Here is a 21520-nt window from a genome sequence, read left to right as displayed (position 1 = left end):
CGGGACGCGTCAGGCTCCGTTTCCGGGCGCGGCCTCCGGCACCGGGAACTCGCACCACAGCGCCTTGCCGCTGCCCCGCGGCTCGGCGCCCCACCGGTCCGCCAACGCCTCCACCAGCAGCAGCCCGCGCCCCGACGTCGCGGTCTCGCCGGGCCGCCGGCGGCGCGGCCACTGGCTGGACCGGTCCTCGACCTCCAGCCGGATCCGGCGCGGGGCACCGGGCAGCAACTCCAGCGACACCAGGGCGCCGCTCTCGGTGTGGGTGAGCGCATTGGCGATCAACTCCGAGGCGGCCACCTCGACGTCGTGCGTGACCGCGCCGGCCCGCCACTGGTCCAGCGTGCGGCGCACCGCCGAGCGGACCTCCGCGGTGCCCGCCGGATCGGCCTGGTGGACGTGCAGCCGCAGCCGCGGCGTGGCGGTCGCCCCGCGCACCGCGCTGCGGTGCAGCAGCAACAGTGCCATGTCGTCGTCCGAACCCGGCTCCGCCCACAGGAGGTTCGAGAGCCGGTCGGCCAGCGCGTCCAGCTCGGTGGGCCCGGCGCGGACCGCGGCGGAGAGCGCCTCGATCCCGGCCGCGATGTCCCGGCCCGGCTGCTCGACCAGCCCGTCGGTGCACAGCAGCAGCGTCGACCCCGGCTCCAGGAACAACTGGGTCTCCGGGAAGTGGTCCTGCCCGAAGGCGGTGGCCAGCCCCAGCGGCAGCCCGCCGGCCACCTGCGGCCAGTCGATGTGCTGGGAACTGTTGCAGATCAACGGCCCCAGGTGGCCGGCCCGGGCGAGGTGCAGCGCCCCCGACGTCGGGTCCGTCTGGACGTAGGTGCAGGTCGCGAACCGCTCGGTCTCCAGCTCCGCCAGGAAACGGGAGGCCCGCACCAGCACCGTCTCCGGGGCGTGCCCCTCGCTGGCGTAGGCGCGCAGCGCGATCCGCAACTGGCCCATCACGGCTGCCGCGTGGGTGTCGTGCCCCTGGACGTCGCCGACCACCAGTCCGGTGCGGCCCTGCGGCAGCGCGATCACGTCGTACCAGTCGCCGCCGACGTCCCGGCCGACGCTCGCCGGGTGGTAGCGGACGGTGACCTCACCGCCGGCGATCGGCGGCAGCCGGCGCGGCAGCATCGCCTCCTGGAGCCCGGTCGCGAACTCCCGCTCCTGGTCGAAGAGGGTGGCCCGCTGCAACGACTGCGCCACCACACCGGCCAGCGCCAGCGCCAGGTTCCGGGCCTCCGCCGAGTGCACCGCCGGCTCGTGGTTGAACAGCCCCAGCGCCCCGAGGACGGTGTCCTGGGCGATCAGCGGCAGGAAGGCGGCGCTGCCGGTCGGCAGCACGTCGACGAACGGGCGCAGCCGCGGGTAGCGGGCGACCAACTCGCCGCGGGTGCTCAGGAAGCTGGGGCGCCGGGACCGCGCCGCCTCGGACAGCGGAAGGGTGTCGTCCAGCCAGGAGTTCATCAGCAGCGCCGAGTCGGCGAGCTCGCTGGTCGCCTCCCGGACGATGCCGACGATCCGGTACGGCACGCCCCGTGCGGTGCGCAGAATCCGGCCCTGGGAGTGGGTCCACCGCCGAGTTCCGTCCCGGCACTGGATCCGGAAGTACGCGCCGTAGGAGGCGTTGCCTTCCTGGAGCGCCTGGGACAGTGCAGCGTCCAGGCGCAGGCCCTCCTCCGGCGGCAGCCGGGAGATCAAGGACAGCGGCGCGCCGTCGTGCTCGCCGGGGCGCAGGTCGAAGACCTTCAGGGCGCCGGGGTCCAGCTCCATGAACCCGCTGTCGAGGTCCCAGTCGAAGGTGCCCATGCGGTTGAGCGACAGCCGCTCCCGCAGGTCGATGGGCTCGTGGCCGGACCCCCCGGGTGCCTCCTCCTCGCCCCCGGGTGCTACCCGGTCGGCACGGGGGTCGGAGCCCTCTGCGGAGGGGTCGGGGGGCCGCTCGGCCATGCGAACACCTTAGGCGGGGCCCCTGGGGGCCGCATTCCCGCTCGTCGTCACTCCCGGTGACGGAGCGTGGCGGCGGCCGACCGGTAGCGGGGCGCGCCGGGAACGCGCCGCTCCGGGCCGGCCGGCGCGCCGTCGGTCACCGTGCGTCGTCCGGCGCGCCGTGCCGCCCCGCGCCGGCCGCGAACCGGGCCGCGCCCGACAGCCCCTCCGCCAACACGGCCTGCCCGTACCGGAGTTCGGACGCCATCGCGGCCTCCTCGTCCCGCCCCTCCTGGTCCAGCAGCGAGGCGCGGTCGCTGCGCAGGCACGCCTGCGGCAGGCCGGCGAGCTCGGCGGCCAGCCGCTCGGCCGCGGCGCGGGCGGTACCGGTGGGCACCACGCGGTTGACCAGCCCGATGTCGAGGGCCTCCGCGGCCGGCACCGGACGCCCCGTCAGGACCAGGTCCATCGCCCGGCCCGCGCCGATCAACCGGGGCAGCCGCACCGTCCCGCCGTCGATCAGCGGGACGCCCCACCGCCGACAGAACACCCCGAAGACCGCGCCCTCCTCCGCCACCCGCAGATCGCACCAGAGCGCCAACTCCAGGCCGCCGGCCACCGCGTGCCCGGCGACCGCCGCGATCACCGGCTTGCGCAGCCGCATCCGGGTCGGCCCCATCGGCCCGTCGCCGTCCGGCGCCACCCGGTTGCCGCGCGCGGTGCCCACCGCCTTCAGATCGGCGCCGGCGCAGAACGTGCCGCCCGCGCCCCACAGCACCGCCGCCCGCGCCTCCGGATCGGCGTCGAACGCGCGGAACGCGTCGGCGAGTTGACGGGCCGTCGGGCCGTCCACCGCGTTCCGGGCCGCGGGCCGGGACAGCACCACCGTCGTCACCGGCCCGGCCCGCTCGACCCGTACGGCCGCCTCGGGCTCGTCGGCCATCAGCCGGCGTCCGCGCCGGTCCGGGCGCGCCCGAGGACCGCGGCGTGGTCCACGCCGGGCGGCAGGGTGCCGAAGGCGTGCCCCCACTCGCCGTCCAACCGGGAGGCGCAGAACGCGTCGGCGACCGCCGGGGTGCTGTGCCGCACCAGCAACGACCCCTGGAGCACCAGCGCCAGCCGCTCCGCCAGCGAACGGGCCATGAGCTGGGCCCGCTCCGGGTCGCCCAGGGAGCCGAGCAGCTTCCGCAGCCCGGCCACCGCCGCGTCCAGTCGACGGTCGGCGCCGGCCGCGGCGTCCACCTCGGCGAAGTAGGCGTCCAGCGCGGCCGGTTCGCGGGTCAGCGCGCGCAGCACGTCGAGCGCGGCGACATTGCCCGAGCCCTCCCAGATCGACAGCAGCGGCGCCTCCCGGTAGAGCCGCGGCATCCCGGAGTCCTCGACGTAGCCGTTGCCGCCCAGGCACTCCAGGGCCTCCGCGGCATGGCCGCTGCCCCGCTTGCACACCCAGTACTTCCCGGCCGCCAGGGCCAGCCGGCGCAGCGCCGCCTCCCCGGCGTCGCCGGCCGCCGACCGGTCGACCGCGGCCGCCAGCCGCATCCCCAGCACGGTGGCCGCCTCCGACTCCACCGCCAGGTCGGCCAGGACCGCGCGCATCAGCGGCTGGCGGTCCAACTCCCGCCCGAACGCCCGCCGGTGGGCGGTGTGGTGCAGCGCCTGCCGCAGTCCCGCCCGCATTCCGGCCGCCGAGCCCAGCACGCAGTCCAGCCGGGTCATGTTCACCATCTCGACGATGGTCCGCACCCCGCGGCCGGGCTCGCCCACCGGCCAGGCGACGGCGTCCTCGTACTCGATCTCCGACGAGGCGTTGGAGCGGTTGCCCAGCTTGTCCTTCAGGCGCATCAGCCGCAGCCCGTTGCGGCTGCCGTCCGGCAGCACCCGCGGTACCAGGAAGCAGGTCAGCCCCTCGGGGGTCTGCGCCAGGGTCAGGAAGACGTCGCTCATCGGGGCCGAGGTGAACCACTTGTGGCCGGTGAGGCGGTAGCTCCCGTCCCCGGTGGGCACCGCGGCGGTGGTGTTGGCCCGCACGTCCGAGCCGCCCTGCTTCTCGGTCATCGACATGCCGGCGATCAGCCCGCGCTTGCTCAGCGGGGCGCGCAGCCCGAAGTCGTAAGCGCGGGCGGCGAGCAACGGCTCGTACTGCGCGGCGAGTTCGGGTGCGGCGCGCAGCGCGGGCACCGCGGCGTAGGTCATCGAGATCGGGCAGCCGTGGCCGGCCTCGGCCTGCGACCAGACGTAGAACTTGGCGGCGCGCACCAGATGCGCCCCCGGGCGCCGGTCGGTCCACGGCGCGGCGTGCAGCCCGTGTTCCACCGCGGTGGTCATCAACTGGTGCCAGGCCGGGTGGAATTCGACCTCGTCCACCCGGTGCCCGTACCGGTCGTGGGTGTGCAGCCGGGGCGGCTGCTGCTCCGCCCAGTGGGCCTGGTCTTGCACCTTCGCGGACCCGGCCAGCGCGCCGAGCTCGACCACCTCGGCCTCGCCCCAGGCGCCGCCCTCCCGGCGCAGCGCCGCCAGCAACGCGGGCTCGTCCGCCGCGCTGAAACCGGTCAGCGGCGGGGCCTGATTGGTTACTTCATGGGTGACGGTCATAGCCATGACGTTACAGATTTCATACGGCTGGAGGAAGGGCGTAAGGGCGGCGCGGCGTGGGAGGCCGACCGCCTTGGGGCGCACACCGCGTCCGCATCCCGTCCGCCCCGCCCGTCCGCACGACCTAGACTTCCGGCACCTATGAACGACGCCCCCCTCGCCCTCCGGCCGTTGACCGCCCGCTCCGTCGTGCTGAGCACGCTTCTCGGCCACCACCCGCCGCGGCTGCCGGTGCGCGCGCTGGTGCGGGTCGGTGAACTCTTCGGCATCGCCGAGGGCACCGTCCGGGTCGCGCTCTCCCGGATGGTGGCGGCCGGCGACCTCCGCCAACGGGCGGGCAGTTACGCGCTGACCACCCGGCTGCTGGAGCGCCAGGCCCGGCAGGACGAGAGCCGTGCGCCCCGGACCCGCCCCTGGTCGGGCGAGTGGGAGATCGCCGTGGTCAGCGCGGACGGCAGCCGACCACCGGCCGAACGCGCCGCGCTGCGCCAGGCGATGGCCGCGCTGCGGCTGGCCGAGCTGCGCGAGGGCAACTGGCTGCGCCCCGCCAACCTCGACCGGCCCCGCTCCGAGGTGGCCACCGCGCAGTGCACCTGGTTCACCGGCAGCCCCGACGGCGATCCGGCCGCACTCGCCCGCGGCCTGTGGGACCTGGACGGCTGGGCGGCCCGCGCCGGTGAGCTGTCGGCCGCGCTGGACCGCGCCGACGCCCCGGCCGACCGCTTCACCGTCGCCGCGGCCGTCCTCCGCCACCTCCTCACCGACCCGCTGCTGCCGGCCCTCCTCCTCCCGGAGACCTGGCCGGGCGCCGCGCTCCGCGCCCGCTACGACGCCTTCGAGGCCGAATTCCGGGAGCTCCTCCAGCAGTTCCTCACCTCCGACAGGGGCTAGGGCCTCTCCGCCCCGCCCATCGGAGAGGCCCCAGTGCGCTTGCCCCGCGTACGTGCCACCCCGTTGGCGCGGTGCTCCCCGACCCCCGCGGCCGGCGGGTCGGCGGGGTGGAGGGGCGCACGGGCGGCGCGGCGACGCGCGCGGATGCGGAGCATGCGGGCGGGGGCGGGAGCGCACGGGGCGGGCCGGCCGGGGCGGTCTCGGTGCGCCGGGCCGCTGCGCGCCGCGCGCCCGGCCGCCGGCCGCCGGGCGACCTGCCAACTCCCGCCGAAACCCGGGTGGTTGCACCGCGTCGCGGACCGTGCGCGGCCCGTGCGGCCCCCCGCCGCGCATATGCACCGACGCCGGCGTAGCCACGGGGGGTGACACCCCGAAGTCGAACGGGCGGGCGACTGTCGCCCGGTCCGGCACCCCGGGCACGAAGGGTGCGCCCCTACCCGCCGGGCCCGTGCGCCATGCGGAGGATTCCGTACCCCTTCCGACGGCGAGGGGGCGGGCTGGCCGTCGGAGGCGCTACCGCGCGCCCTGCCCATGCCGACGCGGCCCATGGTTGTCTCTTCCTCGTCGAATTCGATGCACCGCAGAAACGCACCGCAGAAACGCACCGAAGAACGCACCGAAGAACGCACCGAAGAAAACGCACCGGAGAAAAGCGCGCCGCGGAAACCATCCGACGATCCCGAATCCCAGAACTCGCCGAAATCGCTGACACCTCTGCGCACTCGCCGGAATACCGGCCCGACCGGAACCCCGGAACGAGTGACACATCAGTACGCACAGCACAAGCGACGGGAGCACGAACATGGAAACTCAGCAGGTACCGGAGACGCAGGAATCGCCCGCGGCGCAGGAATGCCGGGCAGCGGAAACCCGCGAACCGGCGGACCGGACCACCCGCGGCGAGGCACTGCGCGGCCGGGGGGCCCGGGGCGTCACCGCGGCCGCCGTCCTGCTGGCGGCCGGTGCGCTGGGCGCGGTGTCCGACGAGCCGGCCGAGGCCGCCAGCACCGGCACCTGGGACCGTCTGGCCCGGTGCGAAAGCGGCGGCAACTGGCGGATCGACACCGGTAACGGTTTCTCCGGAGGTCTTCAGTTCGGCCACTCGACCTGGCACTCCTACGGCGGCGGCGCCTACGCGGCGCGTGCCTCCCGGGCCTCGCGAGCGCAGCAGATCCAGGTCGCCGAGCGGGTCCTGGCCCGCCAGGGCTGGGGCGCCTGGCCCGCCTGCTCGGCCTCGCTCGGGCTGCGCGGCACTCCCCACGGCGGCCGCGTGCACACCCTGCCGGCCCGGAGCCACGCCGCGCCGAAACACACCCACAAGCACCACCACGTGCCCGCGGAAAAGACCCACAAGAAGCCGTTGCGCCGGATTTCCGGCGCAATCGTGACGGTCAATATCGGGGACACGCTGAGCGGTATCGCGAACGTCCACGGAAAGCCGTGGCAGGAAATCTACCGCAAGAACCGCCAGGTTATCGGCGAGAACCCGAACCTCATCTACCCGGGTACCCAACTGCGGGTCCACGGCTCCGCTGCGGAGTGAGAAAAGGCGACTGATCGGCCTCCGTAGCCGCTCCTCGTCCGGTCGAATGCGCCGGGAATTCGACCGGACGAGGTCAGCGGTGGATACGGAAATGCCAAGGGTCTTCAGGGGGAAGTGAAAAACGCCCCCCTGGAGAATCCTGGGGAATCCAGAGGCTTTCCGGGGAGTTTCCGAGCCGGCCGCGAGGGGGGAGCGGGCGGGCCGTCCGTGGCGCCGCGGACGGCCCGCCCGACACCGGCCCTAGCTCCGTCGGACCCGTCGCCGGATTTCGTAGGCGGCCAGTACGACACCCAGAGTGAGCAGGCTCAGCCAGAACTGCGCCCGGCTGTCCGGCAGTACCGCCATCGCCCCGATCACCAGCGTCATCAGCGCGATGGTCAGCCGGCTCAGCCACGGATAGCCCCACATCCGCAGGGTCAGCCGCTCCGGCGCGTCGCGCTCCAGCCGGCGCCGCATCCGAAGCTGCGCCACCGCGATCGCCAGATAGACGAACAGGGCAATGGCGCCATAGGAGTTGATGAGGAACTGGAAGACGACATCGGGCGAGATCCAGGCCGCGATCACCGACAGATATCCGACCGAGGTCCCGGCCAGCAGCGCGCGCCGCGGCACCCCGCTCGCACTGACCTTGGTGAAGCCGCGCGGCGCGTCCCCATTGCGGGTGAGCGCGAAGAGCATCCGGGACGAGGTGTAGAGCGCGGAATTGAGGCAGGAGAGCACCGCGATCAACACCAGCGCGTTCATCACCGTGCCGGCTGCGGGCACCGCCAGCCGGTCCAGCACCGCCGCGTACGGACTGACCTCTATCGCCTTCGATGTCCAGGGCACCACCGCGACCACCAGGAAGATCGACAGCACGTAGAACGCGACCACCCGCAGCACGATGGACCGGATGGCGGTGGCCACCGCCCGCTCCGGCTCCACCGACTCCGCGGCGGCGATGGTCACGATCTCCGCGCCGGTGAAGAAGCCGACGCACGGCACGACGGCGGCCAGCACCGCCCCGATGCCCTCCGGCGCGAAGCCGCCGTGCGCGGTGAGCTGCGCCAGCCCGCCGGACGAGCCGGGCCACAGCCCGAGCACATACAGCGCGCCCAGGAACAGGAACACCACGATCGCCACGACCTTGATCGACGAGAACCAGTACTCGAACTCGCCGTAGGAGCGCGCCGACACCAGGTTCGTCGCCGTCAGCAGTGCCATCAGTACCAGGCTGACCGCCCACAACGGGGCGCCGGGCAGCCACAGCCGGATGATCCGGCCGCCGGCCACCGCCTCCACGGCGACCACGATCACGAAGAAGTACCAGTACAGCCAGCCCACCGCGAACCCCGCGCGGTGGCCGAGGGTCTCCCGCACATGCGCGTAGAACGAGCCGAGCGCCGGGCGGGCCACCGTCATCTCGGCCAGCATCCGCATGATCAGCACGGTGAGCACGCCGGCGGCCAGGAACGACAGCACCGCGGCCGGCCCCGCCGAGCGGACCACCACCCCGCTGCCGACGAACAACCCGGCCCCGATCACCCCGCCCAGCGCGATCAGTTGCATATGGCGGCGTTTGAGGCCCTGTTGGAGCCCCGCGCCGGCGGCCGCCGCGCCCGGTTCCGCGGGGGCGTCGGGCCGCGGGCTGGTGTCCGGCGCGGCACCGCCGCCGGAGGCTGTGGTTCCCGTACTCATGGGGCGCGACGCTAACGCGCCAATCCTGCAAGGGTGTTGCGGCAGTGTTTCGGGCGCGTCGGCCGCCCGCCGCGGGCCGCCGCGCCCCGCGGATCACCGCGGCAGCGCGCAGACCGCCATCGGCGCCGGGAACGGCTCGCCCACCCGCACCAGCGTCCCGGCCCGGGCGTCCACCGCGAACACCGTCACCGACCCGGACTTCTGGTTCGCGGCGAACAGCCACCGCTCGTCCGGCGAGAACGCGATCTGCCGGGGGAAGTCCCCGCCCACCGGCACCGTGTCCAGCAGCCGCAGCCGGGCCCCGCCGGCCTCCACGGCGTACCGGGTGAGGGTGTTGTCGCCGCGGTTGGCGAGGAAGGCGAACCGGCCGTCCCGGGTGACCAGGAACTGCGCCGGATAACTGACCCCGGGCCGGGTCCCGGTGGACTGCGGCGCACCGGGCACCAGCCGCCCGGTGGGCGGGTCGTAGCCGCAGACCACCGCGGTGTTGTCGACCTCGTTCGCCAGGTACGCGAACGCCCCCGAGGGGTGGAAGGTCAGATGGCGGGGGCCGGCGCCGGGCCGCAGCGTCGCGTACGACACCTGGGCCAGCGTCCCGGCCCGCGGGTCGAGCCGGTAGCTGTAGACGGTGTCGTTGCCCAGGTCCACGGCGAGCACATGGCGGCCGTCCGGGGCGGTGACGATCTGGTGCGCGTGCGGCCCGGTCTGCCCGGGGCCGGGTGGCGGGCTGTCGTGGACCACCAGGTCGGTCCGCGGCCCCAGCGCGCCGCCGGGCAGGACCGGGTGCACGGCCACGCTCCCGGACAGGTAGTTGGCGCTCAGCAGCCACCGCCCACTGGGGTGCACCGACAGATGGCACGGCCCCGCCCCGCCGGTGGGCTGACCGCCGAGCACCGTCGGCGCGCCGCCGCCCGGCGGCAGGGCGAGCGCCGTCACCGCGCCGTCCTGCTGCTCGTCGACCGCGTACAGCGTCCGGCCGTCCGGTGCCGGCGCCAGGTACGAGGGGTCGGCGACGCCCGGGACGACCCCGGTGGCGGTCAGGGCGCCGCTGGCGGGGTCGTAGGCGGCCAGCCCGATGCCGGTGCCGCCGCCCGGTTTAGAGGTGTACGTCCCAAGGAACAGCGGCCGTGGCCGCGGTGCCGCCCGCGCCGTCCGTGCGCCCCCGGCGGCGAGGGCCACCGCTCCGACCGCCCCGACGAACCCCCGTCGCCCGATCCCGCCCCGGACCCCAGCCGCCTCGCCCATGTCCACCTCCGGTGTCGTGCCGGTCAGCCTGATTCCACCGCCCATCACCCCGCCAGGGCAACGGTCTTGACGTCTCGTCAGTGATCCGGACCCCGAGGACCCCGTACATCCCGATGATGACCAGCACCCCCGCACGTAGCACTCCAGTCGTACGTCACAACCCATACGCGGACGGATTCGCCGCACCCCCTGCCTTCCGTACGTTTGCGATCAAGGCAAACGCTTGATCGAAAGGTCGCGGATCGATGTACGGCAAGGCATTCGCCCCCGAGTACCAGGGCGAACTCGGCTCGGCGCTGAGCGTGAACTCCTCCTATGAGGAGGTACTGGCCACCGCGCACCGGACACTCACCGCCGCGGGCACCGCGCTGGAGCGGTCCAGAGCCCAACTGGCCGTCGCCGAGGCCAATCGGCGGCTGGGCCGGGTGGACGCGGCGGGCGCGGCCTGGCGCGCCGCCTACCGCAGTGCCCGCACCGCCGGCGAACCGGCCGCGATGGCCTGGGCGTTGTGGAGCGGCGGAACCCTGGCCCGCCAGTGCGGCACCCTGCCGCTCGCCCGGCGGCTGCTCGCCCACGCGGTGGCGCTGGCCGAGACCGGCGGCGACCGCCTGGCGCACGGCTACTCCCTCGCCGGGCTCGCCGAGACCGGCCGCATCCAGGGCGACTACGCCGCCGTCGCCGAGCTCCACGAGCAACTCCTCGCGCAGGCCAGGGAGCACGGCGAGGCCCGGCACATGGTCTGGGCGATGTCCGGCATAGCCCAGATGCACCGCAACACCGGCGAGCACGGCAAGGCCCTGGAACTCTTCGAGGAGTCCGCCCGGATCGCCGCCGAGGCCGACGACTTCCGCGGCCGGGCCTGGTCGCTGCGCGGGGTGGCCGACGTGCTCTCGGTCCGCGGCGAACCGGACCGGGCGCTGGCCCTGCTGTCCGAGGCGGAGACCATCTGCCGCACCATGGACCTCGCCGGCGCGCTCGCCTACAACCACAAGATGCGCGGCAACGTCCTCTACCGCGCCGGCCGGTACGCCGAGGCCCGCGACACCTACGCCCTCGCGCTGGGCGAGTTCCGCGAGATGAGCGAGCCGCGCGGGGAGGCGCTCTCCCGGCTGGGCCTGACCAAGTCCCGTGCCCACCTGGGCCGCGACCCGATCGGCACGCTGGCCGAACTCGACGTCCTGGAAGGCGACTTCGCCCGCATCGGGCTCCGGCACGCCCGTGAGATGGTCATCGCCTTCCGGAAAGAGATGACCGCGACACCGGAGGCAGGAATTCCCGCTCCGCGGTCCGGTGCCACCACTCTCCGGTCTCCCGCAGTTCCCACCAGGTCGTGAAGCGGTAACGGAAGACCCGCGCCCGCACCCGGGCCGGCGGCAGATCCGGGAACGGATTGCGGCGCAACAGCCGCACGGTGTCCCGGTCGTTCTCCAACAGCCGCGCCACCAGCGGCACGAACCACGGTCGGGCGTAGGACGGCGACAGCGCCGCGAACCACATCAGCCAGTCCAACCGCAGGTGGTACGGGGCGAACTGGCGGGGCAGGCGCGCGACGTCGCCGGGCTTGCCGTGGAACTCGTAGGCGCGCCACGTCGTGCCGGGCCCGGAGACCGCGTCCGCCGTCCCTTCGAGGACGATCTCCCGACGGACCCGGGTGACGCTGCCGAACGCCCCGTAGGAGTTGACCAGGTGCAGCGGCTCGTACGAGGTGTTCATCAACTGCCCCCGGGTGACGAGGTTGCGCGCCGGACGGTAGCTGAGCGCGGCGACGCCGACCGCGGCGGCGATCACCAGCACCTCGAACCACCCCGGCGGGGCGCCCTGCGCCACCGGGGGACCGGCCCACAGGGGGGCGGCGGTCGACATGGCCAGCGCGATGGTGATCCAGTTCAACCAGGCGAAGTTGCCGGACAGCACCAGCCAGAGCTGGGTGACCGCCATCCCCAGCGCCGCCCACCCGGCCACCGGCTGCGGGGTGAACAACAGGACCGGCAGGACGAGTTGGGCGACGTGGTTGGCGGCCGTCTCGACCCGGTGCAGCGGCCTCGGCAGATGGTGGAAGAACCAGCTCAGCGGGCCCGGCATCGGCTGCGTCTCATGATGGAAGTAGAGGCAGGTCAGATCCCGCCAGCAGCGGTCGCCGCGCAGCTTGATCAGTCCGGCGCCGAACTCCACCCGGAACAGCAGCCAGCGCAGCAGCCACACGAACAGCACCGGGGGAGCGGTGTCGGCGTTGCCGAGGAAGACCGCCAGCGCCCCCGCCTCCAACAAAAGGGTCTCCCACCCGAACCCGTACCAGGTCTGACCGACGTTGACGATGGACAGGTACATCGCCCACAGCACTGCCCACAGCAGCATCGCCGCCCCCAGCGGCACCGCGTCCGCCGCCCCCGCCGCGACCGCCGCCGCCAACACCGCCCCGCCCCAGGCCCAGCCCGCGAAGAAGCGGTCCGAGTAGTGGAGGTGGAAGACCGAAGGGGACAGCCGGAACGGCACCCGCGCCGTGAACGCGGGGATCGGCAACAGCCCCCGGGTCCCCAACAGCGCCCGGAACTGCCGGGCCGCGGCGACGAACGCGACCACGTACAGCACCGCGAGCATCCGCTGGAAGACCAGCCGGCCGAGCCATGCACCAGGATCCGAGAACCATTCCACCCGCCCATGGGTAGCACCGCGGCCAGCGGCGCACGGACCCGGCGCGCGGGGCGGGGCCCTCGCGCATACGGACTACCTTTCCACGCTACGGATCCGCCCCGAACCGGCAACCGCACGGCCCAAGAGCGCGGCGCGCGAGGGGGACGGTCGCCCGAACGGGTGAATGACGGCGCGTGTTCCGGTGCCCGGGTGCGCCCCTTGGCGCCGGGCGGCATTTCCGCCTTCCCGAGACGGGTGGTTATCGCCGAAAAAGTCGCGCGGTCCGCGAGCGGCGCCGATACCCTGGAGGACGACGGACGACCCACCTGGGAGACGCCAACACCATTGGCCCGTCGCGGGAACGCCATGAACCCTGGCCGACCTCCCGGTCCGAGAACAAGGCGCCACCGCGTCGGAACCAATACCTCGAAGAAGGAGTGCGTGGTGGCAGTGCACAAGGCTCAACACAAGCAGCCCCCTTTGAAGCAGGGCGAGCGCCCCGGGCGAATCAAGGAAGTCCGCAATCTTGAGGCGTGGGATCGCTGTTCGCCGGTGCGACTGGCCGGCTGCGAGGACGATCCCATCGAACCCCATATCGTCCGCGGCATCGACTGAGCCCAGAGCCCGGCCGCGGGCGCCCGCCGGCCCCGACCCCTCAGTGGGGTCGGGGCCGGTTTCCTCTTTCTCAGCGGTCAGGGTCGGCGACCGAGCAGACACAGCAGCCGGGTCAGCGCGTCGGCGCCGGCCGGGGGTTGCACCGGCGCGGCGAACAACCCGGAGCCCTCCAACGCCCCGGCGTACGGCTCCACCTCGCGCAGCGCCGCGACCACCAGCGACTCCGGCAGCCGCTCCTCGGCGCCGATCGCCCGCGACAGGTCCCAGGTGTGCACCACGGCATCGGCGGTCATCTGCGTGCAGTACGCGTCGGCCGGGGTGGTGCCGTAGGAGAGGTGGACCGAGCGGTGCAGCGCGCCCGGTTCGGCGAACGCCGCGACGGCCGCCGCCGCGGCGCGGTCCCAGGCCCCGACCGGGTCCTCGCCGAGCTGGTCGCCGTCGAAGTCCCCGTCCAGCGCGGCGATCGTGGACCCGTCGCGCACCAGACGGGGCACCCAGAGCTGCTCCGCGGTCAGGTGGTTGACCAGATCGAACACCGACCACTCCGTGCACGGGGTGGGTGCCTCCCACTGGTCCTCGCGGACGGCGTGGACCCGGGTGCCGAAGAGCGCCAACGCCTCGCCGTGGGAGCGCAGGATGTCGTTGTTTCCCATGGCCCCGAGGATAGGAGCGGCCACCGACGGCGGCGCCCCGTGCGGGGCGATCGGAGCACCGCGCCGCGGGTGCGCCGGGGATGGCGCGGGGCGCTCTGGTGGGCGCGTGACCGTTGGCTGTTCAATGAGCCGGACCGGTGTGCGCCGGTCCTGGCCGCTCCCTCCTGGAGGCACCATGGAAGCCGTCGCACCGTCCACCGTCGGCGCCCCCGCCATCCGCTGCGCCGGGCACGAACGTGGTTATCCGGAGTTCCTCGACCGCGCCGCACGGATCGCAACGGGCCTGGCAGAGCTGGGAGTCGGGCCCGGCGACCGGGTCGCGGTGGTGCTCCGCAACGAGCCCGCGCACCTGGAGATCACCACCGCCGCCGCCCAGCTCGGCGCCGCCGCCGTCCCGGTCAACTGGCACTTCCGCGCGGACGACCTGGGCCATGTGCTCACCGACAGCGGCAGCGCGGTGGTCTTCGCCCACACCGACCTGCTGCCCGCGGTGGCCGCCGTGCTGCCCGACGGCGTCCACGTCATCGAGGTGCCGGTGCCGCCCGGCGTGGCCGCCGCCTGCGGGCTGGCCGTCCCGCCCGTCACCGGCCGGTACCCGCTGCTGGACGCCTGGTTGGCCGACCGGCTCCCGCTGGCCCGTCCCGCCGACGCCCGACCGCCCACCGTGATCTACAGCTCCGGAACGACCGGCCGCCCCAAGGGAGTTCTGCGCGAGCCGGTCACCCAGGAGACGCTCACCGAGGCGGTCGGCGGCTTCCTCGAATACTTCGCGGTCGAGCCCGGCGGCCGGACCCTGATCCCCGCCCCGCTCTACCACGCCTCGCCCAGCCAGCACGCGGTCCTGGCGCTGGCGGCCGGTCTGGACATCACCTTGATGCCGCACTTCGACGCGGAGGAGTTCCTGCGGCTGGTCGAGCGGCACCGCATCGCCCAGACGCAGGTGGTCCCCACCATGTTCGTCCGGCTGTTGCGGCTGCCCAAGGACGTCCGCGAGCGCTACGACATCTCCTCGCTGACCTCAGTGGTGCACGCCGCCGCGCCCTGCCCGCCCCATATCAAACACGCCATGATCGACTGGCTGGGTCCGGTGCTTCGGGAGTACTACGGCGGCAGCGAGACCGGCGCGGTGACCTGGTGCGACAGCGCGGAGTGGCTCGCCCACCCCGGCACCGTGGGGCGCGCCCAGGGCACCTGCGAGGTCGCCGTCCTCGGGCCCGACGGGGCGGCGCTGCCGCCCGGCGCCACGGGCGAGATCTACGTCCGGCCCGCCGACACCTGGCCCCGCTTCAGCTACCTCGGCGACGCGGAGAAACGCGCCGCCATGGAAGCACCGGGCCTGCCCGGTTTCGTCACCCTCGGCGACATCGGCCACCTCGACGACGACGGCTACCTCTACCTCAGCGACCGGCGCAACGACTTGGTGATCTCCGGCGGCGTCAACATCTACCCGGCGGAGATCGAGGGGTGCCTGCTCTCGCTCGAAGGCGTGCGGGACGCCGCGGTGTTCGGCATCCCGGACGAGGAGTTCGGCGAGGCCCTCGCCGCGCACCTGGAGACCGAGGCCGGGGTGCGGCTCACCGCCGCGGCGGTCCGCGACCACGTCGCCGGGCGGCTCGCCGCGTACAAGGTGCCGCGGACCGTGGTGTTCGAGCAGCGGCTGCCGCGGGACGAGTCCGGCAAGCTCTTCAAACGGCAGTTGCGGGACCCCTATTGGGAGGGGCACGGCCGCCGGATCTGAGCCCGGCGACCGCGGCACCGCGCGGCGCTCAGCCGGCCAGCGCGTCGAGCAACGGGATCAACTGCTGCTCCTCGTAGGTCAGATGGGCCTCCAGCTCGTCCGTGAGGCGCTCGACCTCGGCGCGGACCCCGCCGGGCGCGGCGGACGGCTCCGCCAGCGTCCGCCGCAGTTCGGCGAGGAGCGCCGCGATGCGCCGGTGCTCCTCGTCCAGCCGGTCCAGCGCGGGGGCCAACTCCGGCCACCGGTGGCGGAGCGCCGGGAACATCCCGCGCTCCTCGCCGGTGTGGTGGTTGCCCAGGCCCTGGCACAGCGCCAGGCAGTTGACCCGGAGCTGGGCGCCGAGCAGCGGTCCCGAGGCGGTCAATTCCTTCCGGATGGTGCGTAGTTCCCGTCGGAAGGCGTCGTGCACCAGCGTCAGGGTGGCGCCGGGCGTGGCACCGGCGAAGCGCGGCGGGCCGTTCTCGGCCGAGGCCAGCGCCACCACCGGGAGGATGCGGCGGGTCTTGTCCTGGTAGGCGGCCCAGCCGGGGTCGGCCTCCACGGCGCGGGCGAAGAGCCGGTCGCGTGCGGCGCCGGTCAGCACCTCGGCCCGCGCCTCGTAGTCGAACACCCCGGTTTCCACGGTGACCTGGGGGTGTGCGACGAGGTTGTGGTACCAGGCCGGGTGGCGCGGGGCGCCGCCGGCCGAGGCGATGACGAGGATCCGCTCGCCGTCGGGGAGGTAGCCGACCGGGGTGGTGTGCCGGGCGCCGCTGCGGGCGCCGGTGGTGGTCAGCAGGATCAGCCGGCCGCCCTCGAAGGGGCCGCCGACCCGGCCGGCGTTGGTCCGGAATTCGTCGATGACCTGCTGGTTGAAGTCATGGGGCATGAAGGGGTGGTCTCCAGAGGAAGGTGGGGTGCCCAAAGCGCGCGGGCAGCGCGGAGCGACCACGCGACGGCGGCGGTGCGGCGCAGCGGGTCGCGGCGCGGCACGCGGAAGCGCGCGCGGCGGAGGCGCGGAAGAGAAGGAGAAACAGGAGGGGGTGGGAGGCGGGGGCGGGGCTCTCACCCGCCGCGCGGTCACGGAGTGACCGGGTGCCTCACTCGCTCATGGCCCATGGCCGACCCGGTAGTCACGGCCCCCACGTTACGGGCACACGCGTGCGATGCGCAATCCGGCCCTCCGCGCGCCGGCGCACCACCGCCCCTTCCGCCGGCGCGAGTTGGCTGCCACGATGTCCCCCGCTCACTCAAGTGCAGAAACGCTGTTCGTGTACGTGAATATCCATCGCTTCCGTCCCGGAGGGGTGTTCATGGAACGCCGGCACATCCCCACCGTTGCCGTACTGCGCCGGGTCGCCGACCACTGGATCGGCGCGCACCACGACCCCGGTGACAACCAATGGGCCCGGGCCACCTTCTTCTGCGGCCTGTTGGCCCTGCACCGCCTCACCCGCGAACCGCGTTACCTCGCCCACGCCCACGCCTGGGCCGAGCGGCACGCCTACGGCCTGCGCAACGGCCCCACCACCCGGCGCGCCGACGACCAGTGCGCCGGCCAGGTCTACCTCGACCTCTACGCCCTGGACCCGGCGCCCGACCCGGCGAAGCCGGCCGCCATCGAGCAGGCGGTACGGGCGATGGCCGACACCGTCGAACAGCGCCACGACGACTGGTGGTGGGACGACGCGCTGCACATGGCGATGCCGTCGTTCGCCCGGCTCGGTGCGCTGCGCGAGGAGCCCGCCTACTGGGAGGCGATGCACGCCCTCTACCGGCACGCCCGGGACGCCGAGGGCGGGCCCGGCCTGTACGACCCGGCCAGCGCCCTGTGGTACCGCGACAAGCGCTTCCTGCCCGGCGGGATCACCTCGCCGGACGGCGGACCGGTGCGCTGGTCCCGCGGCAACGGATGGGTCGCCGCCGCGCACGCCAAGGTGCTGGCGGTGCTGCCCGACACCTTCGCGCCGGCCGCGGCCTACCGCCGCACCCTGGCCGACCAACTGGCCGCGCTGCGCGCCGTGCAGCGCCCGGACGGCTTCTGGAACGTCAACCTCGCCGACCCCCGGCACCTGCCCGGCCCGGAGACCAGCGGCACCGCGCTGTTCGCCTACGCCGTCGCCGCCGCGATCCGCGCCGGCGTGGTGCCGCGCGAGGGCTATCTGCCGATGGCCGAGCGCGCCTGGGCGGGCATGGTGGCCACCGCCGTGCGCCCCGACGGCTTCCTGGGCTACGTCCAAGGCATCGGTGACCGGCCGGAGTCGGGCCAGCCGGTCACCCGTGACTCCACCGCCGACTTCGGCGTGGGGGCCTTCCTGATGGCCGGCGCGGAGCTCGCCGCGCTCGGCGTGTGAGCGGCCCGCACCGCCCGTCGGCCGCTACTTCTGCGGCAGCACCACCGCCTTGACGGCGTCCGGTTCGCGGGCGCCGGCGGTCAGGGCGCGCTCGGCGTCCGCGAGGCCGTAGCGGTGGGTGACCAGTCGGTCCAGGTCGACCGTGCCGGAGGTGACCAGGGCGAGCGCGGTTGGCCAGGTCCGGGCGTAGCGGAAGGTGCCGGTGACCTCCAACTCGTAGTTCTGGAGGCGGGCGAGCGGGAGGGTGACCTCGTCGCCGCCCATGCCCACCAGGACGACCCGGCCGGCCCGCGCCACCTGGTGGACCGCCTCGGTGGTCGCCGCGCCCGAGCCGGAGCACTCCAGCAGCACGTCGGGCGCGAAACCGGCCTCGGCCAGCGGCCGTTCGGCCACGTTGACCACCTCGGTGGCGCCCAACTCCCGGGCCAGTGCCAGCCGGTGCGGATTGACGTCGCTGACGACGACCTCCTGGGCGCCGAAGGCCCGCGCGCTCTGCAGCGCCACCAGACCGATCGGGCCGGCGCCGGTCACCAGCACCCGGTCGCCGGGGGCGACCCGCGCCTTGCGGCAGGCCCAGACGGCCACCGACAGCGGTTCCAGCAGCGCCGCGGCCTCGTCGGAGACGCCGTCCGGCACCGGATGCACGAAGTCCTCGTGGGCCAGCACGTATTCGGCGAACGCGCCGTCGGCCTGCCCGGGAACGGCGTAGAAGTGCATCGCCGGGCAGAGGTTGTACCGGCCGGCGCGGCACTGTTCGCAGCGGCCGCAGCAGGTGCCCGGCTCGATGGAAACGCGCTCGTTCAGGGAGCGCCGGGTCGATCCCGGGCCGGTCGCGACGATCACGCCGCTGGGCTCGTGGCCCAGGATCAGCGGCCCGTCCGCCCGGAAGCCGCCCAACTCGCCGTGCTCGTAGAAGTGCACGTCGGAGCCGCAGGTGCCGACCGCCAGGACGCGCACCAGGAGTTGGCCCGGGCCCGGCACGGGGACCGGGACCTCCTCGACGGCGAGTTGACGGGGGCCGCGCTGGACGGCGGCGCGCATGGTGGCCGGGACCGCCCGGCCCGCCGCGGCCGTCACGCCGCCGGTCCGCTCGGGACGATCTGCAGCTTGCGTCCGGTGCCCTTCTGGAAGGTCTCCAGGGCGGCGGCGTACGCGTCGAGTCCGAACCGGTGGGTGATCATGGTCTCGCAGTCGATGACGCCCTTGCCGAGCAGCTCCACCGCGCGCCCGTAGCTGTGCAGGATCGCCATGCTGCCGACGATCCGGATCTCGTCGTTGTAGATCCGGAACGGCGAGAACCGCGCGGACTCCTGGTCGGGCGCGCAGCCGAACTGCTGGAAGGTGCCGCCGCGGGCCGGCCGGGTCAGCCCGTCCTCGATGGCCCGGACGTTGCCGGTGCAGTCGGTGACCACCTCCCAGCCGCGCGGGTGGGCGTCGGCCAGCGCGTCGGCGCTGGTGGCGACGGCGTCCGCGCCCAACTGCCGGGCCACCGCCAGCCGGTCCTCGTTGAGGTCCACCACCGAGACCGAGGCGGCGCCGGAGCGCTGGGCGACCTGGAGGTAGAGCAGGCCCATGGTGCCGGCGCCGTAGATCAGGAAGTTGTCGCCCAGTTTGGGGGCGACGATGTCGAAGCCGCGCACGATGGTCGACAGCGGCTCGATCAGCGGGGCGTGCGCCAGCGACAGGCCCTCGGGCAGCCGGTAGCAGTTGCGGACCGGCACCGAGACGTACTCGGCGCAGGCGCCGTCGACGGTGATGCCGATGGTGCCCCAGCGCTCGCAGAGGTTGCCGTGGCCGATGGAACAGTAGTGACAGGCCCCGCAGTAGATCGCCGGGTCGGCCGCGACCGCGTCGCCCGCGGCGAACCCGGTGACCTCGGCGCCCACCGCGACCACCTCGCCGGCGAACTCGTGCCCGGGGACGACCGGATAGCGGGTCGGCCCGAACTCGCCCGCCAGCATGTGCACATCGGTTCCGCACAGGCCCGCCGCCGCGACCTTGACGACCACCTCGTCGGGGCCGGGCGTCGGATCCGGGACGGTGGTGACGTTGAGCCGGTGCGGTTCCTCGATGACTACTGCGCGCATGGACCGTGACCGCCTTTCGGGAGAGGGAGGTTGGGGAGCCGAGGAGGGGAGCGCGGGGGAGCGGGTCTTATGCCGCGCGCAGGTTGCGCGACTCGACCTGCTTGATCTTCTCCACCTTGGGGGCCGAACGGCCGCCGGCGAAGTCGGAGTCCAGCCAGTGCCGCAGGCACACCAGCGCCGCCTCCACGCCCATCGTGCGGCTGCCGAAGCAGGCGATCTGGGCGTCGTTGGACTTGCGGGCCCGTTCGGCGCTGTAGCTGTCGGGGATCTGCGCGGCCCGGATGCCGGGGACCTTGTTGGCGGCGATCGCCATGCCGATGCCGGTGCCGCAGATCAGCACCGCGCGCTCGTGCTCGCCGCGGGCCACGCTGCGCGCGACCCGCTCGGCGACGTCGGGGTAGTCCTCGTCGGCGGTGGCGCTCAGGTCCGTGACGGGATAGCCGTGCTCGGTGAGGTAGGCGGCGATCGCGTCCTTCATGGCGGTGGCGGCGTCGTCGGCGCCGAGCGCGATCGGAGGGGTGCGGGTCACGGTGGGCTCCTCGGGACGGGATGGACGGGTCAGCGGCTGGAGATCTCTTCGAGGACCCTGCGCAGGCCCTCGGGGTCGTGGGCGAGCCGGCCCAGGAAGAGCCCGTCGACGGCACCGGCCAGCTCGCCGTAGGTGCCGGGGCCCGCGGTCCCGCCGTAGATCAGCCGGCCGCGCACGTCGTGGTCGTGCAGCGCGCCCCGGATCGCCGCGGCGATCGCGCGGACGTGCCCGGCGGGCGCCGGTTCGCGGGCGCCGATCGCCCACACCGGCTCGTAGGCGACGATCACCTCGCTGCCGGGTGCGGCACCGGCCAGCGCGGCCCGCACCTGGGTCAGGGTCTCCTCGGCGGCCGCGGTCGGGTCCGCGGCGCGGTGCTCGCCGGCGCAGATCACCGGGACCAGGCCGGCCGCGGTGGCGGCCCGGGTCTTGGCGGCCACCGTCTCGTCGGTCTCGCCGAAGTGCCGGCGGCGCTCGGCGTGGCCGACCTCGACGTAGCGGGCGCCGGTCTCGGCGAGCATTCCGGCCGAGACCTCGCCGGTCCAGGCGCCGTGTTCGGCCCAGTGCACGTCCTGCGCGCCGTAGCCGATGCCGGTGCCGGACAGCAGCTCCCGGGCGTCCGCCAGGGCCGGGAAGGACGGCAGGACGAAGAGGTCGACGGGGCGGGGGAGGCGGGCCAACACCGGGGCGAGGGTGGCGACTTCGCCGAGCCAGGCCCGGGTCTGCGCCAGCCCGAAGTACAGCTTCAGCGAGACGCCCACCACCGGGCGGGGCGCGGCGTCGGCGTCCGCCGCGTGGTGCGGAAGCACGGCCTCAGGAATCACGTCGCTCATGATGTTTCCAACAGAAGCACATGTGAAGTTCTCAAATCAAGACGTGAACTTCACGAGATGTCTGTGATTTTTGGGCCCCTCGGGGTCGGCCGTCGCCCCTACCGCCGGCGCCTCCCGGCCGAGACTCACCCGCCCTCTGATCGCCGGCGCACGCCCCCGATAAAGTCGCCTCACCACAGCAGACCAGGGCAGACCGGCACAGACGCCACCGCTGCCGCACGTTCCGGGGGCCGCTGCCCCGG

General features: G+C 74.0%; 18 protein-coding genes. 6 read left to right on the top strand and 12 right to left on the bottom strand.

What is annotated here, in order from left to right; translation table 11 throughout:
- Window positions 1-9: 9 nt before the first annotated feature.
- The 3 genes from PV796_RS08065 to PV796_RS08055 all read right to left on the bottom strand — a co-directional run bounded on the left by PV796_RS08065 (window position 10) and on the right by PV796_RS08055 (window position 4506).
- Window positions 10-1935 carry a SpoIIE family protein phosphatase gene (locus PV796_RS08065; protein WP_274912238.1) on the bottom strand — a complete coding sequence of 642 codons (1926 nt, stop codon included), beginning with the start codon at window positions 1933-1935 and terminating at the stop codon, window positions 10-12.
- Between the two features lie 136 nt (window positions 1936-2071).
- On the bottom strand, window positions 2072-2857 hold the full coding sequence (locus tag PV796_RS08060) for a crotonase/enoyl-CoA hydratase family protein (protein WP_274912237.1): 786 nt from the start codon (window positions 2855-2857) through the stop codon (window positions 2072-2074).
- Window positions 2857-4506 carry an acyl-CoA dehydrogenase family protein gene (locus tag PV796_RS08055; protein WP_274912236.1) on the bottom strand — a complete coding sequence of 550 codons (1650 nt, stop codon included), beginning with the start codon at window positions 4504-4506 and terminating at the stop codon, window positions 2857-2859. The genes PV796_RS08060 and PV796_RS08055 overlap by 1 nt, the downstream gene beginning before the upstream one ends.
- Window positions 4507-4647: 141 nt before the next feature.
- On the opposite strand from PV796_RS08055, the gene PV796_RS08050 reads away from it, so the two are divergent.
- The gene (locus PV796_RS08050) at window positions 4648-5397 is read left to right on the top strand and encodes a PaaX family transcriptional regulator C-terminal domain-containing protein (protein ID WP_274912235.1); all 750 of its coding nucleotides are present in this window, start codon (window positions 4648-4650) and stop codon (window positions 5395-5397) included.
- An 802-nt stretch (window positions 5398-6199) separates the two neighbouring features.
- The gene (locus PV796_RS08045) at window positions 6200-6940 is read left to right on the top strand and encodes a LysM peptidoglycan-binding domain-containing protein (RefSeq protein WP_274912234.1); all 741 of its coding nucleotides are present in this window, start codon (window positions 6200-6202) and stop codon (window positions 6938-6940) included.
- 240 nt (window positions 6941-7180) lie between these two features.
- Here PV796_RS08045 and PV796_RS08040 read toward each other — a convergent pair whose 3' ends face one another.
- Window positions 7181-8617: an amino acid permease gene (locus tag PV796_RS08040; RefSeq protein ID WP_274912233.1), complete on the bottom strand. Its 1437-nt coding sequence runs from the start codon at window positions 8615-8617 to the stop codon at window positions 7181-7183.
- 93 nt (window positions 8618-8710) lie between these two features.
- Window positions 8711-9862 (bottom strand): lactonase family protein, encoded by a 1152-nt coding sequence (locus PV796_RS08035; protein ID WP_274918906.1) that lies wholly within the window; start codon window positions 9860-9862, stop codon window positions 8711-8713.
- 245 nt (window positions 9863-10107) lie between these two features.
- On the opposite strand from PV796_RS08035, the gene PV796_RS08030 reads away from it, so the two are divergent.
- Window positions 10108-11196: a tetratricopeptide repeat protein gene (locus PV796_RS08030; protein WP_274912232.1), complete on the top strand. Its 1089-nt coding sequence runs from the start codon at window positions 10108-10110 to the stop codon at window positions 11194-11196.
- On the opposite strand, the gene PV796_RS08025 is transcribed toward PV796_RS08030, so the two are convergent.
- Window positions 11090-12514 (bottom strand): lipase maturation factor family protein, encoded by a 1425-nt coding sequence (locus PV796_RS08025; protein ID WP_274912231.1) that lies wholly within the window; start codon window positions 12512-12514, stop codon window positions 11090-11092. The genes PV796_RS08030 and PV796_RS08025 overlap by 107 nt on opposite strands.
- 423 nt (window positions 12515-12937) lie before the next feature.
- On the opposite strand from PV796_RS08025, the gene PV796_RS08020 reads away from it, so the two are divergent.
- Complete coding sequence (locus tag PV796_RS08020) at window positions 12938-13108, top strand: hypothetical protein (protein WP_274919404.1); 171 nt, start codon at window positions 12938-12940, stop codon at window positions 13106-13108.
- 77 nt (window positions 13109-13185) lie between these two features.
- Here the strand turns inward: PV796_RS08020 and PV796_RS08015 are convergent, their stop codons facing one another.
- Window positions 13186-13761 (bottom strand): TIGR03086 family metal-binding protein, encoded by a 576-nt coding sequence (locus PV796_RS08015; RefSeq protein ID WP_274912230.1) that lies wholly within the window; start codon window positions 13759-13761, stop codon window positions 13186-13188.
- Window positions 13762-13936: 175 nt separating this feature from the next.
- Between PV796_RS08015 and PV796_RS08010 the strand changes: the two genes are divergently transcribed.
- On the top strand, window positions 13937-15499 hold the full coding sequence (locus tag PV796_RS08010; RefSeq protein WP_274912229.1) for an AMP-binding protein: 1563 nt from the start codon (window positions 13937-13939) through the stop codon (window positions 15497-15499).
- Between the two features lie 28 nt (window positions 15500-15527).
- Here PV796_RS08010 and PV796_RS08005 read toward each other — a convergent pair whose 3' ends face one another.
- Window positions 15528-16367, bottom strand: coding sequence for a nitroreductase/quinone reductase family protein (locus tag PV796_RS08005; RefSeq protein WP_274912228.1), 840 nt, complete (start codon window positions 16365-16367; stop codon window positions 15528-15530).
- A 424-nt stretch (window positions 16368-16791) separates the two neighbouring features.
- Here PV796_RS08005 and PV796_RS08000 point away from each other — a divergent pair, with 424 nt between their 5' ends.
- Window positions 16792-17832 (top strand): glycoside hydrolase family 88 protein, encoded by a 1041-nt coding sequence (locus PV796_RS08000; RefSeq protein ID WP_274912227.1) that lies wholly within the window; start codon window positions 16792-16794, stop codon window positions 17830-17832.
- Between the two features lie 24 nt (window positions 17833-17856).
- Here the strand turns inward: PV796_RS08000 and PV796_RS07995 are convergent, their stop codons facing one another.
- The 4 genes from PV796_RS07995 to PV796_RS07980 form a co-directional block, all read right to left on the bottom strand.
- Window positions 17857-18909 (bottom strand): NAD(P)-dependent alcohol dehydrogenase, encoded by a 1053-nt coding sequence (locus PV796_RS07995; protein WP_274912226.1) that lies wholly within the window; start codon window positions 18907-18909, stop codon window positions 17857-17859.
- Window positions 18906-19919: a zinc-dependent alcohol dehydrogenase family protein gene (locus tag PV796_RS07990; protein ID WP_274912225.1), complete on the bottom strand. Its 1014-nt coding sequence runs from the start codon at window positions 19917-19919 to the stop codon at window positions 18906-18908. Before PV796_RS07990 ends, PV796_RS07995 begins: the two co-directional genes overlap by 4 nt.
- 67 nt (window positions 19920-19986) lie before the next feature.
- A complete protein-coding gene (locus PV796_RS07985) occupies window positions 19987-20448 on the bottom strand; it encodes an RpiB/LacA/LacB family sugar-phosphate isomerase (protein ID WP_274912224.1) in 462 nt (153 codons plus the stop codon).
- A 29-nt stretch (window positions 20449-20477) separates the two neighbouring features.
- Entirely contained in the window at window positions 20478-21278 is an 801-nt protein-coding gene (locus PV796_RS07980; protein ID WP_274912223.1) for a triose-phosphate isomerase family protein, read from the bottom strand.
- Window positions 21279-21520 lie beyond the last annotated feature (242 nt).

Origin of the sequence: Streptomyces sp. WZ-12 (genome assembly GCF_028898845.1) — a bacterium.
Taxonomy (GTDB): domain Bacteria; phylum Actinomycetota; class Actinomycetes; order Streptomycetales; family Streptomycetaceae; genus Streptomyces.
This window is presented reverse-complemented; position numbering and strand designations above follow the sequence as displayed.